A 17,967-nucleotide genomic window follows, 5' to 3' on the forward strand; every position below is an offset into this window, starting at 1 on the left:
CTAACTGAGCAAGCGGGTTTTCCAGGGCATCGCGAGACGCTCCAGCAGGAGCGTGGTGAGGTAGAAGACCAGTCCGAGCAGGCAGGCGCCGACCACGAAGGCCCAGGCACGGGGGTACGCGGTGAACGCGGCGGCGGAGGTGATCCGGGAGCCGAGCCCGTTCTGCAGGCCGCCGAAGTACTCGGCGACGACCGCGGCGATCACGGCCAGCGAGGACGCCTGTCGCAGGCCGGTGAAGACGAAGGGCAGCGCGCCGGGCAGCCGGACCAGCCGGGTGAACGTCCAGCCCCCGGCCGCGTAGCTGGTCATCAGCTCGCGGTGGGTGGGGTCCACCTCCCGCAGTCCGCGCAGGGTGTTGATGAAGACCGGGAAGAACACGATGATCCCGGCTACCAGGCGGCGCGGCACGTTGGAGGTCGACTCGAACATGTTGTTGAGGATGGGTGCGAGCGCGATGATCGGCAGCGCGTTGAGCACCGCCGCCACCGGCAGGGACAGGTCGGACAGCAGCCGGAAGCGGCTCGCCGCCATGGCGGCGAGCAGGCCGGCCGCCGTGCCCCAGAGCAGCCCGATCAGCGCGTTGAGGCCGCTGGCCGCGCCGGCGGAGAGGATGTTGGCGCGCTGCGCGACGAGCTCGTGCCCGATCGCGGACGGCGCGGGCAGGATGAACGGCGCGATCCGGCCCAGCGAGACGGTCAGCTCCCAGGCGACGAGGGCGGCGATGCCGACGATCACCGGGGGCAGGATGCGCTTCACGGCGAACCGCGCAGGGTCTTGCGGACCAGGGTCACGAACGAGAAGAAGTCGGGGGACTGGCGTACCGCCTCGTCACGGGACGGCAGGTCGATGTCGATGATTCCGGTGATCCGGCCCGGGCGCGGTGACATGACCACCACGCGGTGGGACAGGAAGACGGCCTCCGCGATGGAGTGCGTGACGAACACGGTGCTGGTGCCGGTCTGCGCGCAGATGCTCAGCAGCTCGGTCTGCAGGCGCTCGCGGGTCATCTCGTCGAGGGCACCGAACGGCTCGTCCATCAGCAGCAGCGGTGGCTGGACGGCCAGGGCCCGGGCGATGGCGACGCGCTGTTGCATGCCGCCGGAGAGCTGGGCGGGGTAGTGGTCGGCGAAATCGGCGAGCCCGACCAGCGCGAGCATCTGCGAGGCGCGGGCCCGCCGGGCGGCCCGGGACTGCTTGCGTAGTTCCAGGGGCAGTTCGACGTTGCGCCGTACCGTACGCCATTCGAAGAGGCCCGCCTGCTGGAAGGCGATCCCGTAGGACTGGTCGAGCCGGGCCTGGCGGGCCGGCCGCCCGGCGACGGAGACGGCGCCGGCGGTCGGCGTGAGGAGGTCGGCGATCAGTCGCAGCAGCGTGCTCTTGCCGCAGCCGGACGGCCCGATGAGGGACACGAACTCGCCCGTGCCGACCGTGAGGTCCACGTCGGACAGCGCCGCGACCTCGTCGGGACGGCCCGGGTTGAAGACCTTCGTGACACCGGAGACGGACACAGCAGTCACATCGTCACCACCGGGACTCGACGTCGGTGCCGCATCAGCGGCAGTTCCAGGAGGCTGACCAGGCCGGCGACGACGAGGCCGAGCAGGGCCGCGCCGAGCATGGCGGTGTAGACCTTCGCGGGATCGCTGGTCGCCTCCCGCGAGTACTCGATGACGAGGCGGCCGATGCCTCCGCGCGTACCGGTGGAGATCTCGCCGACCACCGCGCCCACGACGGCGGCCGCACCCGCGAGCCGCAGCGCCGGGAACAGGTAGGGCAGCGACGCCGGAAGGCGGAGCTTGATCAGGGTGCGCCACCAGCCGGCGGCGTAGCTGCGCATGAGCTCCACCCCGCTCGCCTGCGGCGACTGCAGGCCGCGCAGCATGCCGACGGCAACCGGGAAGAAGCTCAGGTACGCGGCGATCACCGCGACCGTCATCCAATCCGCCCACGGGTACGGCCCCAGGGACAAATTGCCGCTCCAGCCCGCCACCAGCGGCGCCAGCGCCACCAGTGGCACGGTCTGGGACAGGATCACGTACGGCAGCAGCCCCCGCTCGACGATCCGGAACCGCTGCATCGCCACCGCCAGCAGCAGGCCGACGAGCGCCCCGGCCACGAACCCCGCGGCGGTGATGCCCAGCGTGAACGCGGCCGCGCCGAGCACCACCTGCCAGACCGGCCGGCCGCCCGTGAGTTCCGGGCGGCCGAGCCGGCGCAGCATGTCCCAGACGTGCGGCATGGACAGGTCGTCGGCGCGGGGCAGGACGCGGGTGCCGAACAGCACGGTTCCGTCCGGGTTGCCGACCGCCTTGTAGCCCTCCCACACGGCCACGGCCACGAGCAGCGCCACGAGAGCGCTGAGGACGCGTCTCATGGGATCGCCGGGATGATGTTCTTCCCGTACGCCTCCAGCGTCCCCTCCTTGTCGTCGTGCTGCAGATACAGGGCGAACTGGTCGACGCCGAGCTCCCGCAGCTGCTCCAGCCGGGCGAGGTGGTTCTCGACCGGGCCGAGGATGCAGAAGCGGTCCACGACCTCGTCGGGCACGAACGTGGTGTGCGAGTTGCCGGCGCGGCCGTGCTCGGCGTAGTCGTACCCCTGGCGGTCCTTGATGTAGTCGGTCAGCACCTGCGGCACCGCGCCGTCCGCGCCGTAGCGGGCGACGATGTCCGCGACGTGGTTGCCGACCATCCCGCCGAACCAGCGGGTCTGGTCCCGCTGGTGGGCCAGGTCGTCGCCGACGTAGGCCGGGGCCGCTACGCAGAACTTGACGGCCGCCGGGTCGCGGCCCGCCTTCTCCGCGGCGGTCCGCACCGCCTTGATCATCCAGGCCGCGATGTCCGGGTCGGCGAGCTGCAGGATGTAGCCGTCGCCCACCTCGCCGGTCAGGGCCAGCGCCTTCGGGCCGTACGCGGCGACCCACACGTCCAGCCGGCTCCGCGGCGCCCAGGCGAACTGCAGCTCGCGGTCGCGTACGGTCACCGTCTCGCCGTTGGCCAGTCCCCGGATGACGCCGATGCTCTCGCGCAGCTGGGCGAGCGTGTTCGGCTGCAGCCCCAGCACCCGCAGCGCGGAGTCGCCGCGGCCGATGCCGCAGATGGTGCGGTTGCCGTACATCTCGTTGAGGGTGGCGAACTGCGACGCGATCACCGTCCAGTCGCGGGTGCCGGGGTTGGTGACCATCGGGCCGACCACGACCCGGTCGGTCGCGCCGAGGATCCTGCTGTAGATGACGAACGGCTCCTGCCACAGCACGTGCGAGTCGAACGTCCACACGTGGCTGTAGCCGAGCTCCTCGGCCCGCTTCGCCAGCTCCACGACCTCGCTCGACGGCGGGTCGCATTGCAGGACCACACCGATGTCCATCGCGTCACCGCACCTTCGGGAAGCCCAGGTCGACCTCGGAGGTGGCCGGGTCGGGCCAGCGCGAGGTGACGACCTTGCTCCGGGTGTAGAACTGCAGGCCCTCGGGGCCGTACATGTGCAGGTCGCCGAAGAGCGACGACTTCCAGCCGCCGAAGCTGTAGTAGGCGACCGGTACGGGCACCGGCACGTTAACGCCGACCATCCCGCACACGACGTCGTACTGGAACTGCCGGGCGGCGCCGCCGTCGCGGGTGAAGATGGCGGTGCCGTTGCCGTACTCGTTGTCGTTGACCAGGGCGAGGGCCTCCTCGTACGTGTCCACCCGCACCACCGACAGCACCGGTCCGAAGATCTCGTCGGTGTACAGCGGCGAGTCGGTCGGCACCTTGTCCACCAGGGAGGCGCCGAGGAAGAACCCGGGCCCGTCGCTGATCGGCGCGTCCCGGCCGTCCACGACGACCTCGGCCGGGCCGGGCTCGGCGAGGTAGCCGGCCACCTTGTCGCGGTGCTCGCGGCTGATCAGCGGTCCCATCTCGGCGCTCGGGTCACTGGCCGGGCCCACCGCGATCCGGGCGACCCGTTCCTTGATCGCCTCGACCAGCGGGTCCGCGCTCGCGCCGACGGCGACCACGACCGACACCGCCATGCAGCGCTCGCCCGCGGAGCCGTACCCGGCGCTGACCGCCGCGTCGGCCGCCGCCCCGATGTCGGCGTCCGGCAGCACGACCATGTGGTTCTTCGCGCCGCCGAGCGCCTGCACCCGCTTTCCGGCCCTGGTGCCGCGCTCGTAGACGGCCCGGGCGATGGGCGTGGAACCGACGAAGGACAGCGCCTGCACGTCCGGGTGGTCGATGAGCGTCTCCACGGCCTCGCGGTCGCCCTGCACGACGTTGAACGCGCCGTCCGGCAGGCCCGCCTGACGCAGCAGGTCCGCCAGCATCAGCGACACCGACGGGTCCTTCTCGCTGGGCTTGAGGACGAAGGTGTTGCCGCAGACCAGGGCGTTGCAGAACATCCACATCGGGACCATGGCGGGGAAGTTGAACGGCGTGATGCCGGCGACCACCCCGAGCGGCTGGCGGATCGAGTAGACGTCCACGCCGGTGGAGGCCTGCTCGCTGTAGCCGCCCTTGAGCAGGTGCGGCGCGCCCGCGGCGAACTCGATGTTCTCCAGGCCGCGGGCCAGTTCGCCGGCCGCGTCCGCCACCGTCTTGCCGTGCTCGGCGCTGACCAGGGTGGCGATCTCCTTGCGGTTGGCGTCGACCAGCTCGCGGAAGCGGAACATCACCTCGGCCCGGCGGGACAGCGACGCCGCCCGCCAGCCCGGGAACGCCCGCTTCGCCGACGCCACGGCACGCTCGGTCTCCGCGGCGGTCGCGGCCACCACGTACGCCTGCTGCTCGCCCGTGGCCGGGTCCCAGACGGGCAGCTGCCGGCCGCTGGTGCCGTCGACGGCCGTACCGTCGATCCAGTGTTTGATCTCTCGCACTCGGTCTCCTACACCAGGTATTCGGACAGGCCGCGGGGGACGTAGCGGCCGTGGCCGGCGCGTCCCTTGTACTCGTCGCCTTGCACGATGACGGCGCCGCGGGAGATGACGGTGTCGACCTTGCCGGCGATCTCCCAGCCCTCCCACGCCGAGTAGTCCATGTTCATGTGGTGCGTCTCGACGCCGATCCGGGTGCGCCCGGACGGGTCGTAGAGCACGATGTCGGCGTCGGATCCGGGCGCGATGACGCCCTTGCGCGGGTACATGCCGAACATCCGCGCCGGGGTCGTCGCGATGGTCTCGACCCAGCGGCCCAGCGACAGCTTGCCGTCGACCACGCCCTGGTAGAGCAGGTCGACGCGGTGCTCGACCCCGCCGATGCCGTTGGGGATCTTCGAGAAGTCGCCGACCCCCATCTCCTTCTGGTCCTTCATGCAGAAGGGACAGTGGTCGGTGGAGACCACGGCGAGATCATTGGTACGCAGCCCGCGCCACAGATCCGCGCGGTGGCTCTCGTGCTTGCTGCGCAGCGGCGTGGAGCAGACCCACTTGGCGCCCTCGAAGCCGGGCGCGCCGAGCTGGTCCTCCAGCGTCAGGTAGAGGTACTGCGGGCAGGTCTCGGCGAACACGTTGCGCCCCTTGTCGCGGGCCGCGGCGACCTGTTCCAGCGCCTTGGAGGCGGACAGGTGCACGATGTACAGCGGGCAGTCCGCGGCCACGCTCGCCAGCCAGATGGCCCGGCTCGTCGCCTCCGCCTCCAGCTCCTGCGGCCGGGTCACGCCGTGGTAGTACGGGTCCGTCTCGCCGCGCTCGAGCGCCTGCTTGACGAGCACGTCGATGGCCGGCCCGTTCTCCGCGTGCATCATGATCATGGCGCCGTTGTCGCGCGCCTTCTGCATGGCCCGCAGGATCTGCCCGTCGTCGCTGTAGAACACCCCCGGGTACGCCATGAACAGCTTGAAGCTGGTGATGCCCTCGTCGGCGACGAGCTGGTCCATGGCCTTGAGCGACTCGTCGTCGACGCCGCCCAGGATCATGTGGAAGCCGTAGTCGATGTGGCAGTTCCCGGCCGTCTTGGCGTGCCAGGCGGCGAGACCGTCCTGCACGACCTCGCCGTAGCGCTGGATGGCGAAGTCGACGATGGTGGTGGTGCCGCCGAAGGCCGCGGCGCGCGTACCCGTGGCGAAGGTGTCGCTGGCCTCCGTGCCGCCGAACGGCATCTGCATGTGGGTGTGCGCGTCGATCCCGCCCGGGATGACGTACTTGCCGGTGGCGTCCATGGTCTCGAGGTCGCCCGGGCCGGTCCCGGGGGCGAACAGGGCGACGATCTTCTCGCCGTCGACGAGGACGTCCGCCGGGGTCGGGCCGGTGGGGCTCACCACCGTCCCGCCCTTGATCAGGAAGCTCACGGCCGCACCAGCCCCTCGTAGCTGTCGGGCCGGCGGTCCCGGTAGAACTGCCACCGGTTCCGGACGGTCTCGATCAGGCTCATGTCGAGATCGCGGATGATCAGCTCGGCCTCGTGGGTGTCGCCGACGTCGCCGACGAACTTGCCCTCCGGGTCCACGAAGTACGACTGGCCGTAGAAGTCGTTGTCGCCCAGCGGCTCGAAGCCCACCCGGTTGATCGCGCCGATGAAGTATTCGTTGGCGACGGCGCTGGCCGGCTGCTCCAGCTGCCACAGGTACGACGACAGCCCCCGGCTCGTGGCGGACGGGTTGAAGACGATCTGCGCGCCGTTGAGGCCCAGCGCCCGCCAGCCCTCGGGGAAGTGCCGGTCGTAGCAGATGTACACGCCGACCTTGCCGACCGCGGTGTCGAACACCGGGTAGCCGAGATTGCCGGGGCGGAAGTAGAACTTCTCCCAGAAGCCGTTCACCTGCGGGATGTGGTGCTTGCGGTACTTGCCCAGGTACGAGCCGTCGGCGTCGACCACCGCGGCGGTGTTGTAGAGGACGCCGGGCTGCTCCTGCTCGTACATCGGCAGGACCATCACCATGCCCAGCTCGGCGGCCAGCGCCTGGAAGCGTTCGGTGGTGGGGCCGGGGATCGACTCCGCGTACTCGTAGTAGGCGGCGTCCTGGACCTGGCAGAAGTACGGGCCGTAGAAGAGCTCCTGGAAGCAGATCACCTTGGCGCCCTGGGCGGCGGCGTCGCGGGCGTAGTCCTCGTGAGCCTTGATCATCGATTCCTTGTCGCCCGTCCAGGTGGTCTGGACGAGGGCGGCACGGACAACACCGTTCATGCCTGCTACCCCTCTCGGTAGGCCGTGTCGGCGGCGGTGGCGTGGGTCACCCGTCGATTGTGATCGCCTCTCCACCGTGTGTCATCGCCCCAGCGTCCGGCTTGACATTCAGGGCCGATGATGGAGCACACTAATGACACAACCGAGGGCGGACAATGACCCTCCTGTTACTAGTTGTTTTCGGAGACATGGGGAGCCTTCAGCCCGGTCGTGGGCGGCGGTGGGGAGGTTGGACGGGGTGCTGGGGCTTATCACCGCTGCCGTCGACGACCGGAGTGCCCGGGGGATCGCGGCTGGGGTGAGCCGGCTCGTCACGGCGGGGGAGCTGCCCAGCGGCGCGCGGCTTCCCACCGTGCGCGACGTAGCCCGCCAGCTCGGCGTCAGCCCCACCACCGTGAGCGAGGCGTGGCGCAGCCTCGCCCGGGCCGGCGCGATCGAGACCCGCGGCCGGTCTGGCTCCTTCGTCATCGGCTCCGTGCCGCCGCGCCGGCGCCTGCGGTACGCGCAGCTCGGCAACGGCCTCGGCAACGTTGCCCGCGATTACTCCACCGGCGTGCCCGACTACGACCTGCTGCCCGTGCTCACCGCGTCCCTCGCGCGGGTCGGCGATGCCCGGCTCACCACCAGCTACCTCGAGGCCCCGGTGCTGCCCGCGCTGGAGACCGTCCTGCGGCAGCGGTGGCCGTACCCGCCGGAACAGCTGACCGTCGTCGACGGGGCCCTGGACGCGCTGGACCGGGTGACGGCCACGCTGGTCCGTTTCGGCGACCACGTGCTGGTCGAGAACCCCGCTTTCCCGCCGGTGCTCGACCTGCTCGAGGCCGCGGGCGCCACGGTGGTCGGCGTGCCGATGGACGAGCACGGCATGCGGCCCGAGGCGCTGGGCGCGGCGCTCAAGGCGTACGACCCGGTGGCGGTCTTCCTGCAGCCGCGGGCGCACAACCCGACCGGAGCCGGCCTCACCGCGCGGCGGGTCGCCGAGCTGGCCGTCGAGCTGGCCGCGTACCCGCAGGTCACGATCGTCGAGGACGACCACGCGGGCGACATCGCCACCGGGCCGCCGGTCAGCCTCGGCACCCGTCTGCCGCACCGGACCGTGCACGTCGCCGGTTTCTCCAAGAGCCACGGGCCCGACCTGCGGCTCGCGGCGCTCGGCGGCCCCGCCGCGGTGATCACCGCGGTCGCGGACCGGCGCCTGCTCGGCCCCGGCTGGTCCAGCCGCCTGCTGCAGGCCGTCCTGCTGGACCTGCTGACCTCGCCCGAGGCCGAGGCCCGGGTCGCCGCCGCGCGGGAGGTCTATGCCCAGCGGCGGGCCACGATGCTGGCCGAGCTGGCGGCGCGGGACGTCACCGCGACCGCGGCCGACGGCATCAACCTCTGGATGACCGTCGACGACCAGCAGATGGCGATGCTCGCGCTGGCCGCGCACGGCATCGCGGTCGCACCGGGTGCGCCCTTCGCCGTGACGCCGCTCGGGGCCGACCACGTCCGGATCACCGTCGGCCTGATCCGCGACGGCCACGCCGAGCTCGCCGACATCTTCGCCGCCGCCGCCCGGGCCGGTGCCCGCGGCAGCGGATCCCGTAGCCGCCCGCACCCTCGCGGCTGGCGCTAGCTCATGGAGGCTTCCCGTGACCGATGACCTGCTCGCCCGGCACAAGGCTGTGCTGCCCTCCTGGGTGACGACCTACTACGGCGACGAGGCGATCGAGCTGGTCTCCGGCTCCGGGCGCCGGGTCACCGACAGCGCCGGCCGGACCTATCTGGACTTCTTCGGCGGCGTGCTCACCACCATGCTGGGTTACGACATCGCCGAGGTGCGCGAGGCGGTCGAGAGACAGCTCGCCACCGGCATCGTGCACAGCTCCACGCTGTATCTGATCCGGCAGCAGGTCGAGCTGGCGGAGAAGATCGCCAAGGTGTCCGGCATCCCGGACGCGCGGGTCTTCTTCGCGAACTCCGGCACCGAGGCCAACGAGGCGGCGCTGCTGTTCGCCACCAACCACCGCCGCTCCAACCAGATCTTGGCGATCCGCAACAGCTACCACGGCCGCTCCTTCGCTGCGATGGCGATCACGGGACACCGCAGCTGGTCGGCGAGCGGGCTGAGCCCGGTGTCGGTCAGCTGGCTGCACTCCGGCGAGCGGCTGCGCGGGCGCATGGCGGGCCTGTCCGACGCCGAGCACATCGAGGCGGCCGTCGAGGACCTGCGCGAGGTGCTCGCCACCACCACGGCCGGCGACGTGGCGGCCCTGATCGCCGAGCCGATCCAGGGCGTCGGCGGCTTCGTGCACGCCCCCGACGGCCTGCTCGGCGCCTTGAAGAAGGAGCTGGACAACCACGGCATCCTGCTCATCGCGGACGAGGTGCAGACCGGCTGGGGGCGTACCGGCGAGCACTTCTGGGGGTATCAGGCGCACGACGTGCAGCCCGACCTCATCACCTTCGCGAAGGGCATCGGCAACGGCTTCGCGCTGGCCGGGGTGGTCGGCCGGGCGGAGCTTGTCAACGCCGTACCGGCGACGAGCTTCTCGACCTTCGGCGGCAACCCGATCTCGACGGCGGCCGGCAACGCGGTCCTGGACTACGTCCTCGAGCACGACCTTCAGCACCACGCCAAGCGCGTCGGCGCCATCCTGCTCGACGGGTTGCGCGCGGGGGTCGGCGAGGCGGGCATCGTCGGCGAGGTACGCGGACGCGGCCTGATGCTCGCGGTGGAGTTCGTCCGTCCGGGAACGACCGAGCCGGACGCGACGGCGACCCTGCGCGTGTTCGACGAGTGCCGCCGGGGCGGGCTGCTGGTCGGCAAGGGCGGTCTCTACGGCAACGTGCTGCGGATGGGCCCGCCGCTCACGCTCACCGAGGAGGAGGCCCGCGAGGGTCTGGCGATCCTCGTGGACGCGATCCGCAAGGTGGACGCCGAGGCGTTCTGAGCGGCGGAGCTCCGGCACCCCCGCCAGGGCGCCGGAGCTCCTGCCTCATCCCGTCGCCCGGTCCAGCCGCGAAGGGGCCGGCGACGGTGCCAGGGGCCGCGGGTGGGCGATCGCGTAGCCCTGGGCGAAGTTCACGCCCATGCCCCGCAGCAGGTCCACGGTCGCGGGGTCCTCGACGCGCTCAGCGGCGGTCCGTACGCCCAGCGCCCGGCACATGTCCACGACGGCCTGGACGGCGATCCGGTCGAACTCCGAGCCCGGCAGCCGGGCGATGAAGTCCCCGTCGATCTTCACCAGGTCGATCGGCAGGTACTTGAGCAGGTACAGCGACGAGTAGCCGGTGCCGAAGTCGTCCAGCGCCAGCTCGCAGCCCCGGCGGCGGACGGCGGCGGCGAACTCGGCGGCCGCGGTGAGGTTGTCGATGGCGGTGGACTCGGTGATCTCGAACGTGACGGCGCGCGGGTCGACCCGATGCCGTGCAAGGGCGTCCAGGACGTGTGCGGCCAGCCCCGGGCGGGAGACCGTACGCCCGGAGACGTTGATCTGGAAGTGCGACTCCTGCGCGCCCGCACCGATCAGCGCCAGGCTGCGGTCGACCACCCACCGGTCGACGGCGACGATGTCCTCGCCCCGCTCCGCCGCCGCCAGGAAGGAGACGGGCGACTCGCTGCGGTTGCGCCCGTCCGTGGTCCGCAGCAGGATCTCGTGCCGGGTGATCGCGTTCAGTGCGAGATCGAGAATGGGCTGGGCGTAGAGCCGCAGCCGGCCGGCACGCAGCACGGCGCCGATCTCCGCCTCGACGGCATTCCGGCGGTCCGATGGCGACCTCGGCCCGGACGTCGCGGTGAGGGCGATGTGGGCCCGCCGGCTCTCCCGCCACGCCGCCGCGGCGTCGAGCACCAGGTCGCGCCCGCTCACCCCGGCGCCGGCCGCGAACGGCACCAGCCCGGCCCACGACCGTAGCCGTACCCCGCTCACCGTGCTCAGGCCCAGCCGATCCTGCAGGTCCGCCAGCAGCGACGTGGCCGTCGCGCGATCGGCGGCGAGGAAGCCGAACTCGGTGGGGCCGAGGATGCCGTGGCGGCCGCCCGGGGGCAGCACGGGCGCGAGCATCCCGGCGACCGCCCGCGTCACCTGCCGGCTCTGCTCGTCGCCCAGCTCGCGGGTCGGCTCGACCGCGACGACCAGCAGCGCACCCGATCCCGCGCGCGCCGCCCGGTCCAGCTCGTCGGCGAACCGGTCCCGGCCGAGGAAGGCGCTCACCGGGTCGTGGCCGGGCAGGCGGTCCCGGCCGATCCGGGCGCGGCGGCGGGTGCGGCGCTGCTCCTGGCGTTCGACCTCCTGCCGGGTCACGTCGTGCACCGTGGCGACGAGGCCGGTCGGCGTCTCGCCGTCCGGGGTGAGCAGCTGCACCAGGCACCGGACGTAGTGGAACGGGCCGTCCAGCCGTTGCAACCGGAACGTGAGCTCGACGGGTACGCGCTCCCGCCACCCGCGTTCCACCTCGGCCCGGACGCCGGCCCGGTCCGGGGCGTGGATGCCCTGGGTCAGCCGGTCCTCGTCGGCGGGCGTGGCGGCGGAGTAGCCGAACATCCGCGCCATGGCGGGCGACCACGTCAGCTCGCGGCTTCCCGCGTCCCACATCATCCACCCGGCGCCGGCCGACTCGGCGGCCTGCTTGACGCGGGTCGCCTCGTCCGGCTCCCGTACGTCCGCCTCGTCGAGGTCGCCCAGCACGTCCCGGCCCTCGGCGACGGCCCGGTCGTACTCGGTCAGCAGCCGGTCCAGGGCCCGGCGGCTGCGGGCCCGGTCGAGGGCCGACGGCGTGTACGCGGCCGCCAATTCCATGATGTCGTCGAGGGTCATCGCGGGGTGACCACGCCGTCGGCCTCCGCGAGCTCCCTGAGCTTGCGCCGGGCCTGCACCTTGTACTCCCGGACGGTGTTGTGGGAGATGTCCAGGCGTTCCGCGATGGCGCGGTCCGGCAGATTCTCCTGCGACAGGCTGATGACCTCGCCCATGCGCGGCGGCAGCAGCTGGATCCACGCGGCCAGCCGGTCCGCGCCCTCCGGCGGGGTCGCCGGGTCGGCGATCTCCGGCATGGTGAGGTCGTCGAAGAACAGGGTCGTCACGCGGCTGCGCCGCTTCTGGTGCCGGCGCAGGATGTTGCGGGCGATGGCCAGCACGTAGGTCCGCGCATCCGCGAAGTCGTCACCGCGCTCCCACCGCGCGAGGAGCGCCATGAAGGCCTCCTGGGTCACGTCCTCCACCATGCCGCGGTCGGCTTCCAGCCGCTGGAGGAACTGCTCGACGCCGAGGTGGTGCTGGAGGAAGAAGACGTGGAAGGCCGCGCGCCGCGCTGCTCGTGCCGCGGCCGGCTGATGGGGCATGCTCACGCCGCCTCCCCGTCCCGCGCCGCCGGTCCGCGCAGCTCGACGACCCGGTGACCGTCCTGGTCCCGCTCGTCGATGCGGACCGAGCCTTGACCCCGGGCGAGCCGGGCCAGACCGGCCGCCCGCGCGGCGGCCCGCGCCGACCGCTCGCGTTCCAGGTGCAACCGCGTGCGGTGCCGGATCCAGGCGCGTACCGGTCCGCCGACCCCCAGTCCACCCCCGACCGCCACCGCCGCACTGAGCAGCTCTGCGCTGATGTGGTCCACCGGTTCTCCACTCGTACCGTGGCCCTCGTCGTCGGGCCTCCGGTCACTACTCTCTGTGGGTGGGCCGGATGTGGGGGAGCGAAACCGTGCCAAGTTGGGGCGGTTGCCGGCGCCCCCGCGCCTACCTGGTGCAGGGTGGCCCTTCGTCCACTTCAGACGGGCCGTTCGACGGACCTCGATGACCGGCGAGTATGGTCACGCGCCGCGCACGGAGGGTGACCTTCGGCGGATGGCGGGCAGCCGAACCCGCCGCTACCGACACTCCAACACGGGCCGAAATCTGAATTCGCCCGCCCGCGGGTCTTCCGCGGATGCATCCGTGCGCGACCATCGGCTGGTGGCAGACACTTCCGTCATCCTCGCACTCGTGGTCGTCACCGCACTCGGTTTCGACTTCACGAACGGCTTCCACGACACCGCCAACGCGATGGCCACGTCCATCGCGACGCGGGCCCTGCGGCCGAAGGCCGCGGTCGCCCTCTCCGGGCTCCTCAACCTCGTCGGCGCGTTCCTCTCCGTCGAGGTCGCGCTCACCGTCACCAACGCCGTCGTGAAGATCCAGAACTCCAACGGTACGCCGAAGACCGAGCTGCTCGCGGACGGCGGCACGGCCCTGCTGCTGATCGTGCTCGCCGGCCTGGTCGGCGGCATCGTGTGGAACCTGCTCACCTGGCTGCTGGGCCTGCCCTCCAGCTCGTCGCACGCCCTGTTCGGCGGGCTGATCGGCGCCACCGTCGCGGGGCTGGGGTGGGCCGGGGTCAACTGGAACGGCGACGGCAGCAAGCTCGACGGGGTCGTCGGCAAGGTGATCCTGCCCGGGATCATGTCGCCGGTCATCGCCGGTGCGGTCGCGGCCGCCGGCACCTGGCTGATCTACCGGGTCACCGTCGGCGTCGCCCGGCGCTTCACCGACAACGGGTTCCGCTGGGGGCAGATCGGCAGCGCGTCGCTGGTCTCGCTGGCGCACGGCACCAACGACGCGCAGAAGACGATGGGCGTCATCACCCTCGCCCTGATCGCGGCCGGGGACTGGACCGACACGTCGTCGATCCCGTTCTGGGTCAAGGCTTCCTGCGCCCTGGCGATCGCGCTCGGCACGTACCTCGGCGGCTGGCGGATCATCCGTACCCTCGGCAAGGGCCTGGTCGAGATCGCCCCGCCGCAGGGCATGGCCGCCGAGTCGGCCTCGGCCGCGGTCATCCTCGCCTCCAGCCACCTGGGCTTCGCCCTCTCCACCACGCACGTCGCGACCGGCTCCATCCTCGGCTCGGGTGTCGGCAAGCCCGGTGCCCAGGTCCGCTGGCGCGTCGCCGGCCGCATGGTCGCCGCCTGGCTCATCACGCTGCCGGCCGCCGCCGTCGTCGGTGCCCTCATGTGGTGGATCGGGCATCTGCTGGGCGGCGGCCTCGCGGGCGCGCTCGCCGTCTTCGTGATCCTCCTCGCCGCCGCGACCCTGATGTACGTGCGCTCGCGGCGCGCGCCGGTCGACCACCAGAACGTCAACGACGAGTGGGAGGACGCCCCCCGGCCCGCCGAGCGCGTCCCCGCCGGTACGGCCAGCTGAGAGGCGTACGAGATGCACAACCTGGGATTCGCCCTCGAGAGCGCCTGGAAGGTCGTGGCCGCCGGCCTCGTCCTCGGGGCCGGCCTGCCCGCGCTGTTCGGGCTCGGCATCCGCGCGCTCGCGTACGGCGCCGGCGGCGACGCCGAGGAGCACGCCGCGGGGGCCCGCGGCCCGGCCGGCCACCCACTCGGGGTCGTGCTCGGCTGGGCGTTGTTCGCGATCGTGCTGCTCGGCGTGGTGCTGGGCATCACCTTCATCGTGGCCGGCGGCTTCGGCAAGGCCCTGAGCTTCGAGCACGTGTTCCCGACCCTGGTGGACAAGTGAGGCCGGCATGAGTGAGCAACGGGCGAGTTTCCTGACCCGGGCGGTGGAGTGGCTGCGTGCCGGGTATCCGTCCGGGGTGCCCCGGCAGGACTACGTGGCCCTGCTGGGCCTGCTGCGCCGCAAGCTGACCGAGGACGAGGTCCGCAAGATCGCCATCGAGCTCGCGGAGCGCGCGGCGCCGAGCGGCGCCGAGCCCATCACCACCGAGGACATCGAGGCGATGATCGGCTCCTCGATGCTGCAGGACGCGTCGCCGGAGGACGTGGTCCGGGTCTCCGCGCACCTCGCCGCCGGCGGCTGGCCCCTGGCCGAACCGCCGGCGGAGTGAGGCGGGCGGTCAGCTGGTGTGGTGCACCTCCTGCAGCCGGTAGACCGGCGTCGGTATGCCCTCGTAGCGGGCCTTGAGCTGCAGCGCGAGGTAGAGCGAGTAGTGCCGCGACTGGTGCAGGTTGCCGCCGTGGAACCACAGGTTCTCCTGCTGCGTGGGCTTCCACATGTTGCGCTGCTCGCCCTCCCACGGGCCCGGGTCCTTGGTGGTGTCCGAGCCGAGTCCCCACACCTTGCCCACCCGGTCGGCGGTGGCCCGGTCCACGATGTCGGCGACCCAGCCGTTCATCGAGCCGTACCCGGTGGCGTAGACGACCAGGTCGGCCGGGAGGGTGGTGCCGTCGTCGAGGACCACCGCGTCCTCCGTGAGGCGGTCGACCTGGCCCTGGGCGAGCTTGATCCGGCCGTCCGCCACCAGGTCGGCGGCGCCCACGTCGATGTAGTAGCCGGAGCCGCGCCGCAGGTACTTCATGAACAGCCCGCTGCCGTCGTCGCCCCAGTCGTGGCGGAAGCCCGCCTTCTCGAGGCGGGCGTAGAAGTCGGCGTCGCGCTCGGCCATCCGCTCGTACAGCGGGATCTGGAACTCGTGCATGATCCGGTACGGCAGCGAGGCGAAGATCATGTCCGCGCGGTCCGTGGTGACCCCGTTCGCGACGGCCCGTTCCGAGTACAGGTCGCCGAGGCCGATGTCCATCAGGGACGCCGACTTCACGATGTGCGTGGACGAGCGCTGCACCATGGTGACGTCGGCGTCGTGCTCCCAGAGCGCGCCGCAGATGTCGAAGGCCGAGTTGTTGGACCCGACGACCACGACCCGCTTGCCCCGGTACGCCTCGGGCCCGGGGTGCTCGCTGGAGTGGTGCTGCTCGCCGCGGAAGACGTCCTGGCCGGGCAGCGCCGGGCGGTTGGGCTTGCCGGACATGCCGGTGGCGAACACGAGGTGCGCCGGCCGCAGCTCCACCGACTCGCCGTCGTGCTGCACCACGACCCGCCAGGTCCCGCTGTCGGCGTCGAAGGACGCGGACCGGACCTCCGCGCGCGACCAGTACGGCACCTCCATCACCCGGGTGTACATCTCCAGCCAGTCACCGATCTTGTCCTTCGGCGCGAACACCGGCCAGTTCGCGGGGAAGGGCAGGTAGGGCAGGTGGTCGTACCAGACCGGGTCGTGCAGGCAGAGGCTCTTGTAGCGCTTGCGCCACTGGTCGCCCGGGCGGTCGTGCCGGTCCAGGACCAGCGCCGGTACGCCCAGCCGCCGCAGCCGCGCGCCGAGCGCGATCCCGCCCTGCCCGCCGCCGATCACCACGACGTACGGCTGCTCGACGCGCCCGAGTGTGGCCTGTTCCCGCTCCCGTTCCTCCTGCCACGAGCGTCGGCCCTTGCGCAGCTCGTGCTCCACGCCTTGCGGCCGGGCCTCCTCGAAGCCCTTGAGCTCGCGCAGCGTGGTGAGCAGCGTCCACGCCTCGCCGCCGCGCAGCCGCAGATGCGCCGTGCCGCGCCCGACCCGGGTCTCGAAGCGCAGCCACGCCTCGGTCACCCCGTCGGCCTCGGACGGCTCCTCGGTGAGCGCGAAGCCGGACGGGTCCACGTCCTCCAGCCGGTCCGCGAGCAGGGCGGCCACCCCGGCCCGGCCCTCGACCGTCGTGATGTTCCAGGTGAACGCGACGAGGTCGCGCCAGAAGCTGTCGACGGCGAAGAGCCTCGCGGCCCGCTCGCCGTCCCGGTCGCGCAGCGCGGACTCGAACGCCCCGAGCCACGCCTCCACCCGCTCTCGTGTCTGCGTCATGCCTTCAGCACACGGCCGGACCCCGTACGGGCAAAAGGGTTGCACCGTGTTGCACGGGCCGACTGTGGCGGCGATCACAACCATCGGGTTACAGTCGCCTGGACATGGGCGACTTCAACGCCATCCTGCCGGGCACCGACCTCTCACGGCATGCCCGCGACCTCAGGCGCGTCCACCATGCGGTGCTCAGCGGCAGCCGTACGTCCCTGCGCCCGCGTGCCGTCGTGGAACGTTCCTGGGCCCGGGTGCTGCGCGCCGGGCTGCACCCCGACCGGGCCAACGCGCGCGAGCCCTGCCGCCCGGACGAGCTCGAACGCCGTCGCCGCGAGTCGCCGGTGCACGGCGTCATCGACGAGCTCGCCCACGTCATCCGCGACGTCGCGCTCATGGTCGTCACCGATGCCGACGGCGTGATCCTGTGGCGTGACGGTGCCCCGGCCACGCTGCGCCGCGCCGACGGGCTGGGCTTCCGCGAGGGTGCCGTGTGGACGGAGCCGGTGGTCGGCACGAACGCCATCGGCACCGCGCTGGTCGAGGCCGCCCCGGTGCAGCTCTTCTCCGCCGAGCACTTCGAGCAGGCTCAGCACGCGTGGTACTGCGCCGCGCATCCGCTGCACGACCCGCGTACCGGTGAGCTGCTCGGCATCGTCGACGTCAGCGGTCCGGCGCTCACCTTGCACCCGGCGATCGCCGCGCTGGTCGAGACCGGCGTACGGCTGGCCGAGTCGCAGCTCTGGCGGCACCACGCGGCGCGGCTCGACCGGTTGCGGCGCTCCGCGGAACACGTGGCCGGCGCGGCCGGGGGCCCGCTGCTCGTCGTCGACGATCACGGCTGGGTGGCGCACCACCGCGGCGTCGCCGTCCGGGACCGGATCGCCGCGCCGCGGGCCGGGACCGCTCTCGCCGTACCCGGAATGGGGTTGTGCCTGCCCGAACGCCTCGCCGAGGGCTGGCTCGTCCGCCCGGCCGGACGGCCCGGCGGCATCCGCGCGATCCTGGACCTCGCGGGCGCGCCGGTGCTGTCGGTGACGGGGGAGGGGGAGCCGTGGCGGGCGCCGCTGACCCGCCGGCACGCCGAGATCCTCACCCTGCTGCACGCCGCCGGCCGCCCGGGGCTGACCGCGGGCCGGCTCAGCAAGGCCCTGTACGGCGACGGCGAGCACGTCGTCACCGTGCGCGCGGAAGTCTCGCGGCTGCGGCGCGCCATCGGTGCCCTGGTCGCCACGAACCCGTATCGCCTGGCCGACGGTGTCGTCCTCGAGCTGGCGGGCTGA

Annotated in this window: 17 protein-coding genes; 6 read left to right on the forward strand and 11 right to left on the reverse strand. The window is 72.2% G+C overall.

The window, feature by feature from the left end:
- Genes ACIBO8_RS27115 through ACIBO8_RS27145 form a run of 7 tightly spaced genes read right to left on the reverse strand, consistent with a single transcriptional unit; the run spans position 1 to position 7,100 of the window.
- On the reverse strand, positions 1-756 hold the full coding sequence (locus ACIBO8_RS27115; RefSeq protein ID WP_396118122.1) for an ABC transporter permease: 756 nt from the start codon (positions 754-756) through the stop codon (positions 1-3).
- Positions 753-1,517, reverse strand: a complete 765-nt coding sequence (locus ACIBO8_RS27120; protein WP_396118123.1) for an ABC transporter ATP-binding protein — start codon at positions 1,515-1,517, stop codon at positions 753-755. Before ACIBO8_RS27120 ends, ACIBO8_RS27115 begins: the two co-directional genes overlap by 4 nt.
- Entirely contained in the window at positions 1,514-2,374 is an 861-nt protein-coding gene (locus ACIBO8_RS27125) for an ABC transporter permease (RefSeq protein ID WP_396118124.1), read from the reverse strand. The genes ACIBO8_RS27120 and ACIBO8_RS27125 overlap by 4 nt, the downstream gene beginning before the upstream one ends.
- Positions 2,371-3,366, reverse strand: a complete 996-nt coding sequence (locus tag ACIBO8_RS27130) for a TIGR03842 family LLM class F420-dependent oxidoreductase (RefSeq protein WP_396118125.1) — start codon at positions 3,364-3,366, stop codon at positions 2,371-2,373. Before ACIBO8_RS27130 ends, ACIBO8_RS27125 begins: the two co-directional genes overlap by 4 nt.
- A gap of 4 nt (positions 3,367-3,370) precedes the next feature.
- A complete protein-coding gene (locus ACIBO8_RS27135; protein ID WP_396118126.1) occupies positions 3,371-4,855 on the reverse strand; it encodes a CoA-acylating methylmalonate-semialdehyde dehydrogenase in 1,485 nt (494 codons plus the stop codon).
- A gap of 8 nt (positions 4,856-4,863) precedes the next feature.
- Complete coding sequence (gene hydA / locus ACIBO8_RS27140; RefSeq protein WP_396118127.1) at positions 4,864-6,264, reverse strand: dihydropyrimidinase; 1,401 nt, start codon at positions 6,262-6,264, stop codon at positions 4,864-4,866.
- Entirely contained in the window at positions 6,261-7,100 is an 840-nt protein-coding gene (locus ACIBO8_RS27145; protein ID WP_396118128.1) for a nitrilase-related carbon-nitrogen hydrolase, read from the reverse strand. The genes hydA and ACIBO8_RS27145 overlap by 4 nt, the downstream gene beginning before the upstream one ends.
- A 238-nt stretch (positions 7,101-7,338) precedes the next feature.
- On the opposite strand from ACIBO8_RS27145, the gene ACIBO8_RS27150 reads away from it, so the two are divergent.
- Together ACIBO8_RS27150 and ACIBO8_RS27155 are read left to right on the forward strand one after the other, a co-directional pair.
- Positions 7,339-8,715, forward strand: a complete 1,377-nt coding sequence (locus tag ACIBO8_RS27150) for a PLP-dependent aminotransferase family protein (protein ID WP_396118129.1) — start codon at positions 7,339-7,341, stop codon at positions 8,713-8,715.
- A gap of 16 nt (positions 8,716-8,731) precedes the next feature.
- Positions 8,732-10,033, forward strand: coding sequence for an aspartate aminotransferase family protein (locus tag ACIBO8_RS27155; protein WP_396118130.1), 1,302 nt, complete (start codon positions 8,732-8,734; stop codon positions 10,031-10,033).
- Positions 10,034-10,078: 45 nt separating this feature from the next.
- Here ACIBO8_RS27155 and ACIBO8_RS27160 read toward each other — a convergent pair whose 3' ends face one another.
- Genes ACIBO8_RS27160 through ACIBO8_RS27170 form a run of 3 tightly spaced genes read right to left on the reverse strand, consistent with a single transcriptional unit; the run spans position 10,079 to position 12,692 of the window.
- A complete protein-coding gene (locus tag ACIBO8_RS27160; RefSeq protein ID WP_396118131.1) occupies positions 10,079-11,899 on the reverse strand; it encodes an EAL domain-containing protein in 1,821 nt (606 codons plus the stop codon).
- Positions 11,896-12,423 (reverse strand): RNA polymerase sigma factor, encoded by a 528-nt coding sequence (locus ACIBO8_RS27165; protein WP_396118223.1) that lies wholly within the window; start codon positions 12,421-12,423, stop codon positions 11,896-11,898. Before ACIBO8_RS27165 ends, ACIBO8_RS27160 begins: the two co-directional genes overlap by 4 nt.
- 2 nt (positions 12,424-12,425) lie before the next feature.
- Positions 12,426-12,692, reverse strand: coding sequence for a hypothetical protein (locus ACIBO8_RS27170; protein ID WP_396118132.1), 267 nt, complete (start codon positions 12,690-12,692; stop codon positions 12,426-12,428).
- Between the two features lie 337 nt (positions 12,693-13,029).
- On the opposite strand from ACIBO8_RS27170, the gene ACIBO8_RS27175 reads away from it, so the two are divergent.
- From ACIBO8_RS27175 to ACIBO8_RS27185, 3 genes are read left to right on the forward strand one after another with little or no spacing between them, the layout of a single operon-like run.
- On the forward strand, positions 13,030-14,256 hold the full coding sequence (locus ACIBO8_RS27175) for an anion permease (protein ID WP_396118133.1): 1,227 nt from the start codon (positions 13,030-13,032) through the stop codon (positions 14,254-14,256).
- Between the two features lie 12 nt (positions 14,257-14,268).
- Positions 14,269-14,580: a hypothetical protein gene (locus tag ACIBO8_RS27180; RefSeq protein WP_396118134.1), complete on the forward strand. Its 312-nt coding sequence runs from the start codon at positions 14,269-14,271 to the stop codon at positions 14,578-14,580.
- A gap of 7 nt (positions 14,581-14,587) precedes the next feature.
- Complete coding sequence (locus ACIBO8_RS27185; RefSeq protein WP_396118135.1) at positions 14,588-14,908, forward strand: DUF3349 domain-containing protein; 321 nt, start codon at positions 14,588-14,590, stop codon at positions 14,906-14,908.
- A 9-nt stretch (positions 14,909-14,917) separates the two neighbouring features.
- On the opposite strand, the gene ACIBO8_RS27190 is transcribed toward ACIBO8_RS27185, so the two are convergent.
- On the reverse strand, positions 14,918-16,693 hold the full coding sequence (locus ACIBO8_RS27190; RefSeq protein ID WP_396118136.1) for a flavin-containing monooxygenase: 1,776 nt from the start codon (positions 16,691-16,693) through the stop codon (positions 14,918-14,920).
- A 104-nt stretch (positions 16,694-16,797) separates the two neighbouring features.
- Between ACIBO8_RS27190 and ACIBO8_RS27195 the strand changes: the two genes are divergently transcribed.
- Complete coding sequence (locus ACIBO8_RS27195; RefSeq protein WP_396118137.1) at positions 16,798-17,967, forward strand: hypothetical protein; 1,170 nt, start codon at positions 16,798-16,800, stop codon at positions 17,965-17,967.

The sequence above is a fragment of the Actinoplanes sp. NPDC049681 genome, from assembly GCF_044465265.1.
GTDB lineage: Bacteria > Actinomycetota > Actinomycetes > Mycobacteriales > Micromonosporaceae > Actinoplanes.

Bases quoted from the DNA above. Each gene is read 5' to 3' on its own strand.
- ACIBO8_RS27185 (WP_396118135.1), top strand. From the start codon at position 14,588: ATGAGTGAGCAACGGGCGAGTTTCCTGACCCGGGCGGTGGAGTGGCTG.
- ACIBO8_RS27145 (WP_396118128.1), bottom strand. From the start codon at position 7,100: ATGAACGGTGTTGTCCGTGCCGCCCTCGTCCAGACCACCTGGACGGGC.
- ACIBO8_RS27180 (WP_396118134.1), top strand. From the start codon at position 14,269: ATGCACAACCTGGGATTCGCCCTCGAGAGCGCCTGGAAGGTCGTGGCC.
- ACIBO8_RS27190 (WP_396118136.1), bottom strand. From the start codon at position 16,693: ATGACGCAGACACGAGAGCGGGTGGAGGCGTGGCTCGGGGCGTTCGAG.
- ACIBO8_RS27125 (WP_396118124.1), bottom strand. From the start codon at position 2,374: ATGAGACGCGTCCTCAGCGCTCTCGTGGCGCTGCTCGTGGCCGTGGCC.
- ACIBO8_RS27160 (WP_396118131.1), bottom strand. From the start codon at position 11,899: ATGACCCTCGACGACATCATGGAATTGGCGGCCGCGTACACGCCGTCG.
- ACIBO8_RS27195 (WP_396118137.1), top strand. From the start codon at position 16,798: ATGGGCGACTTCAACGCCATCCTGCCGGGCACCGACCTCTCACGGCAT.
- ACIBO8_RS27165 (WP_396118223.1), bottom strand. From the start codon at position 12,423: ATGCCCCATCAGCCGGCCGCGGCACGAGCAGCGCGGCGCGCGGCCTTC.
- ACIBO8_RS27130 (WP_396118125.1), bottom strand. From the start codon at position 3,366: ATGGACATCGGTGTGGTCCTGCAATGCGACCCGCCGTCGAGCGAGGTC.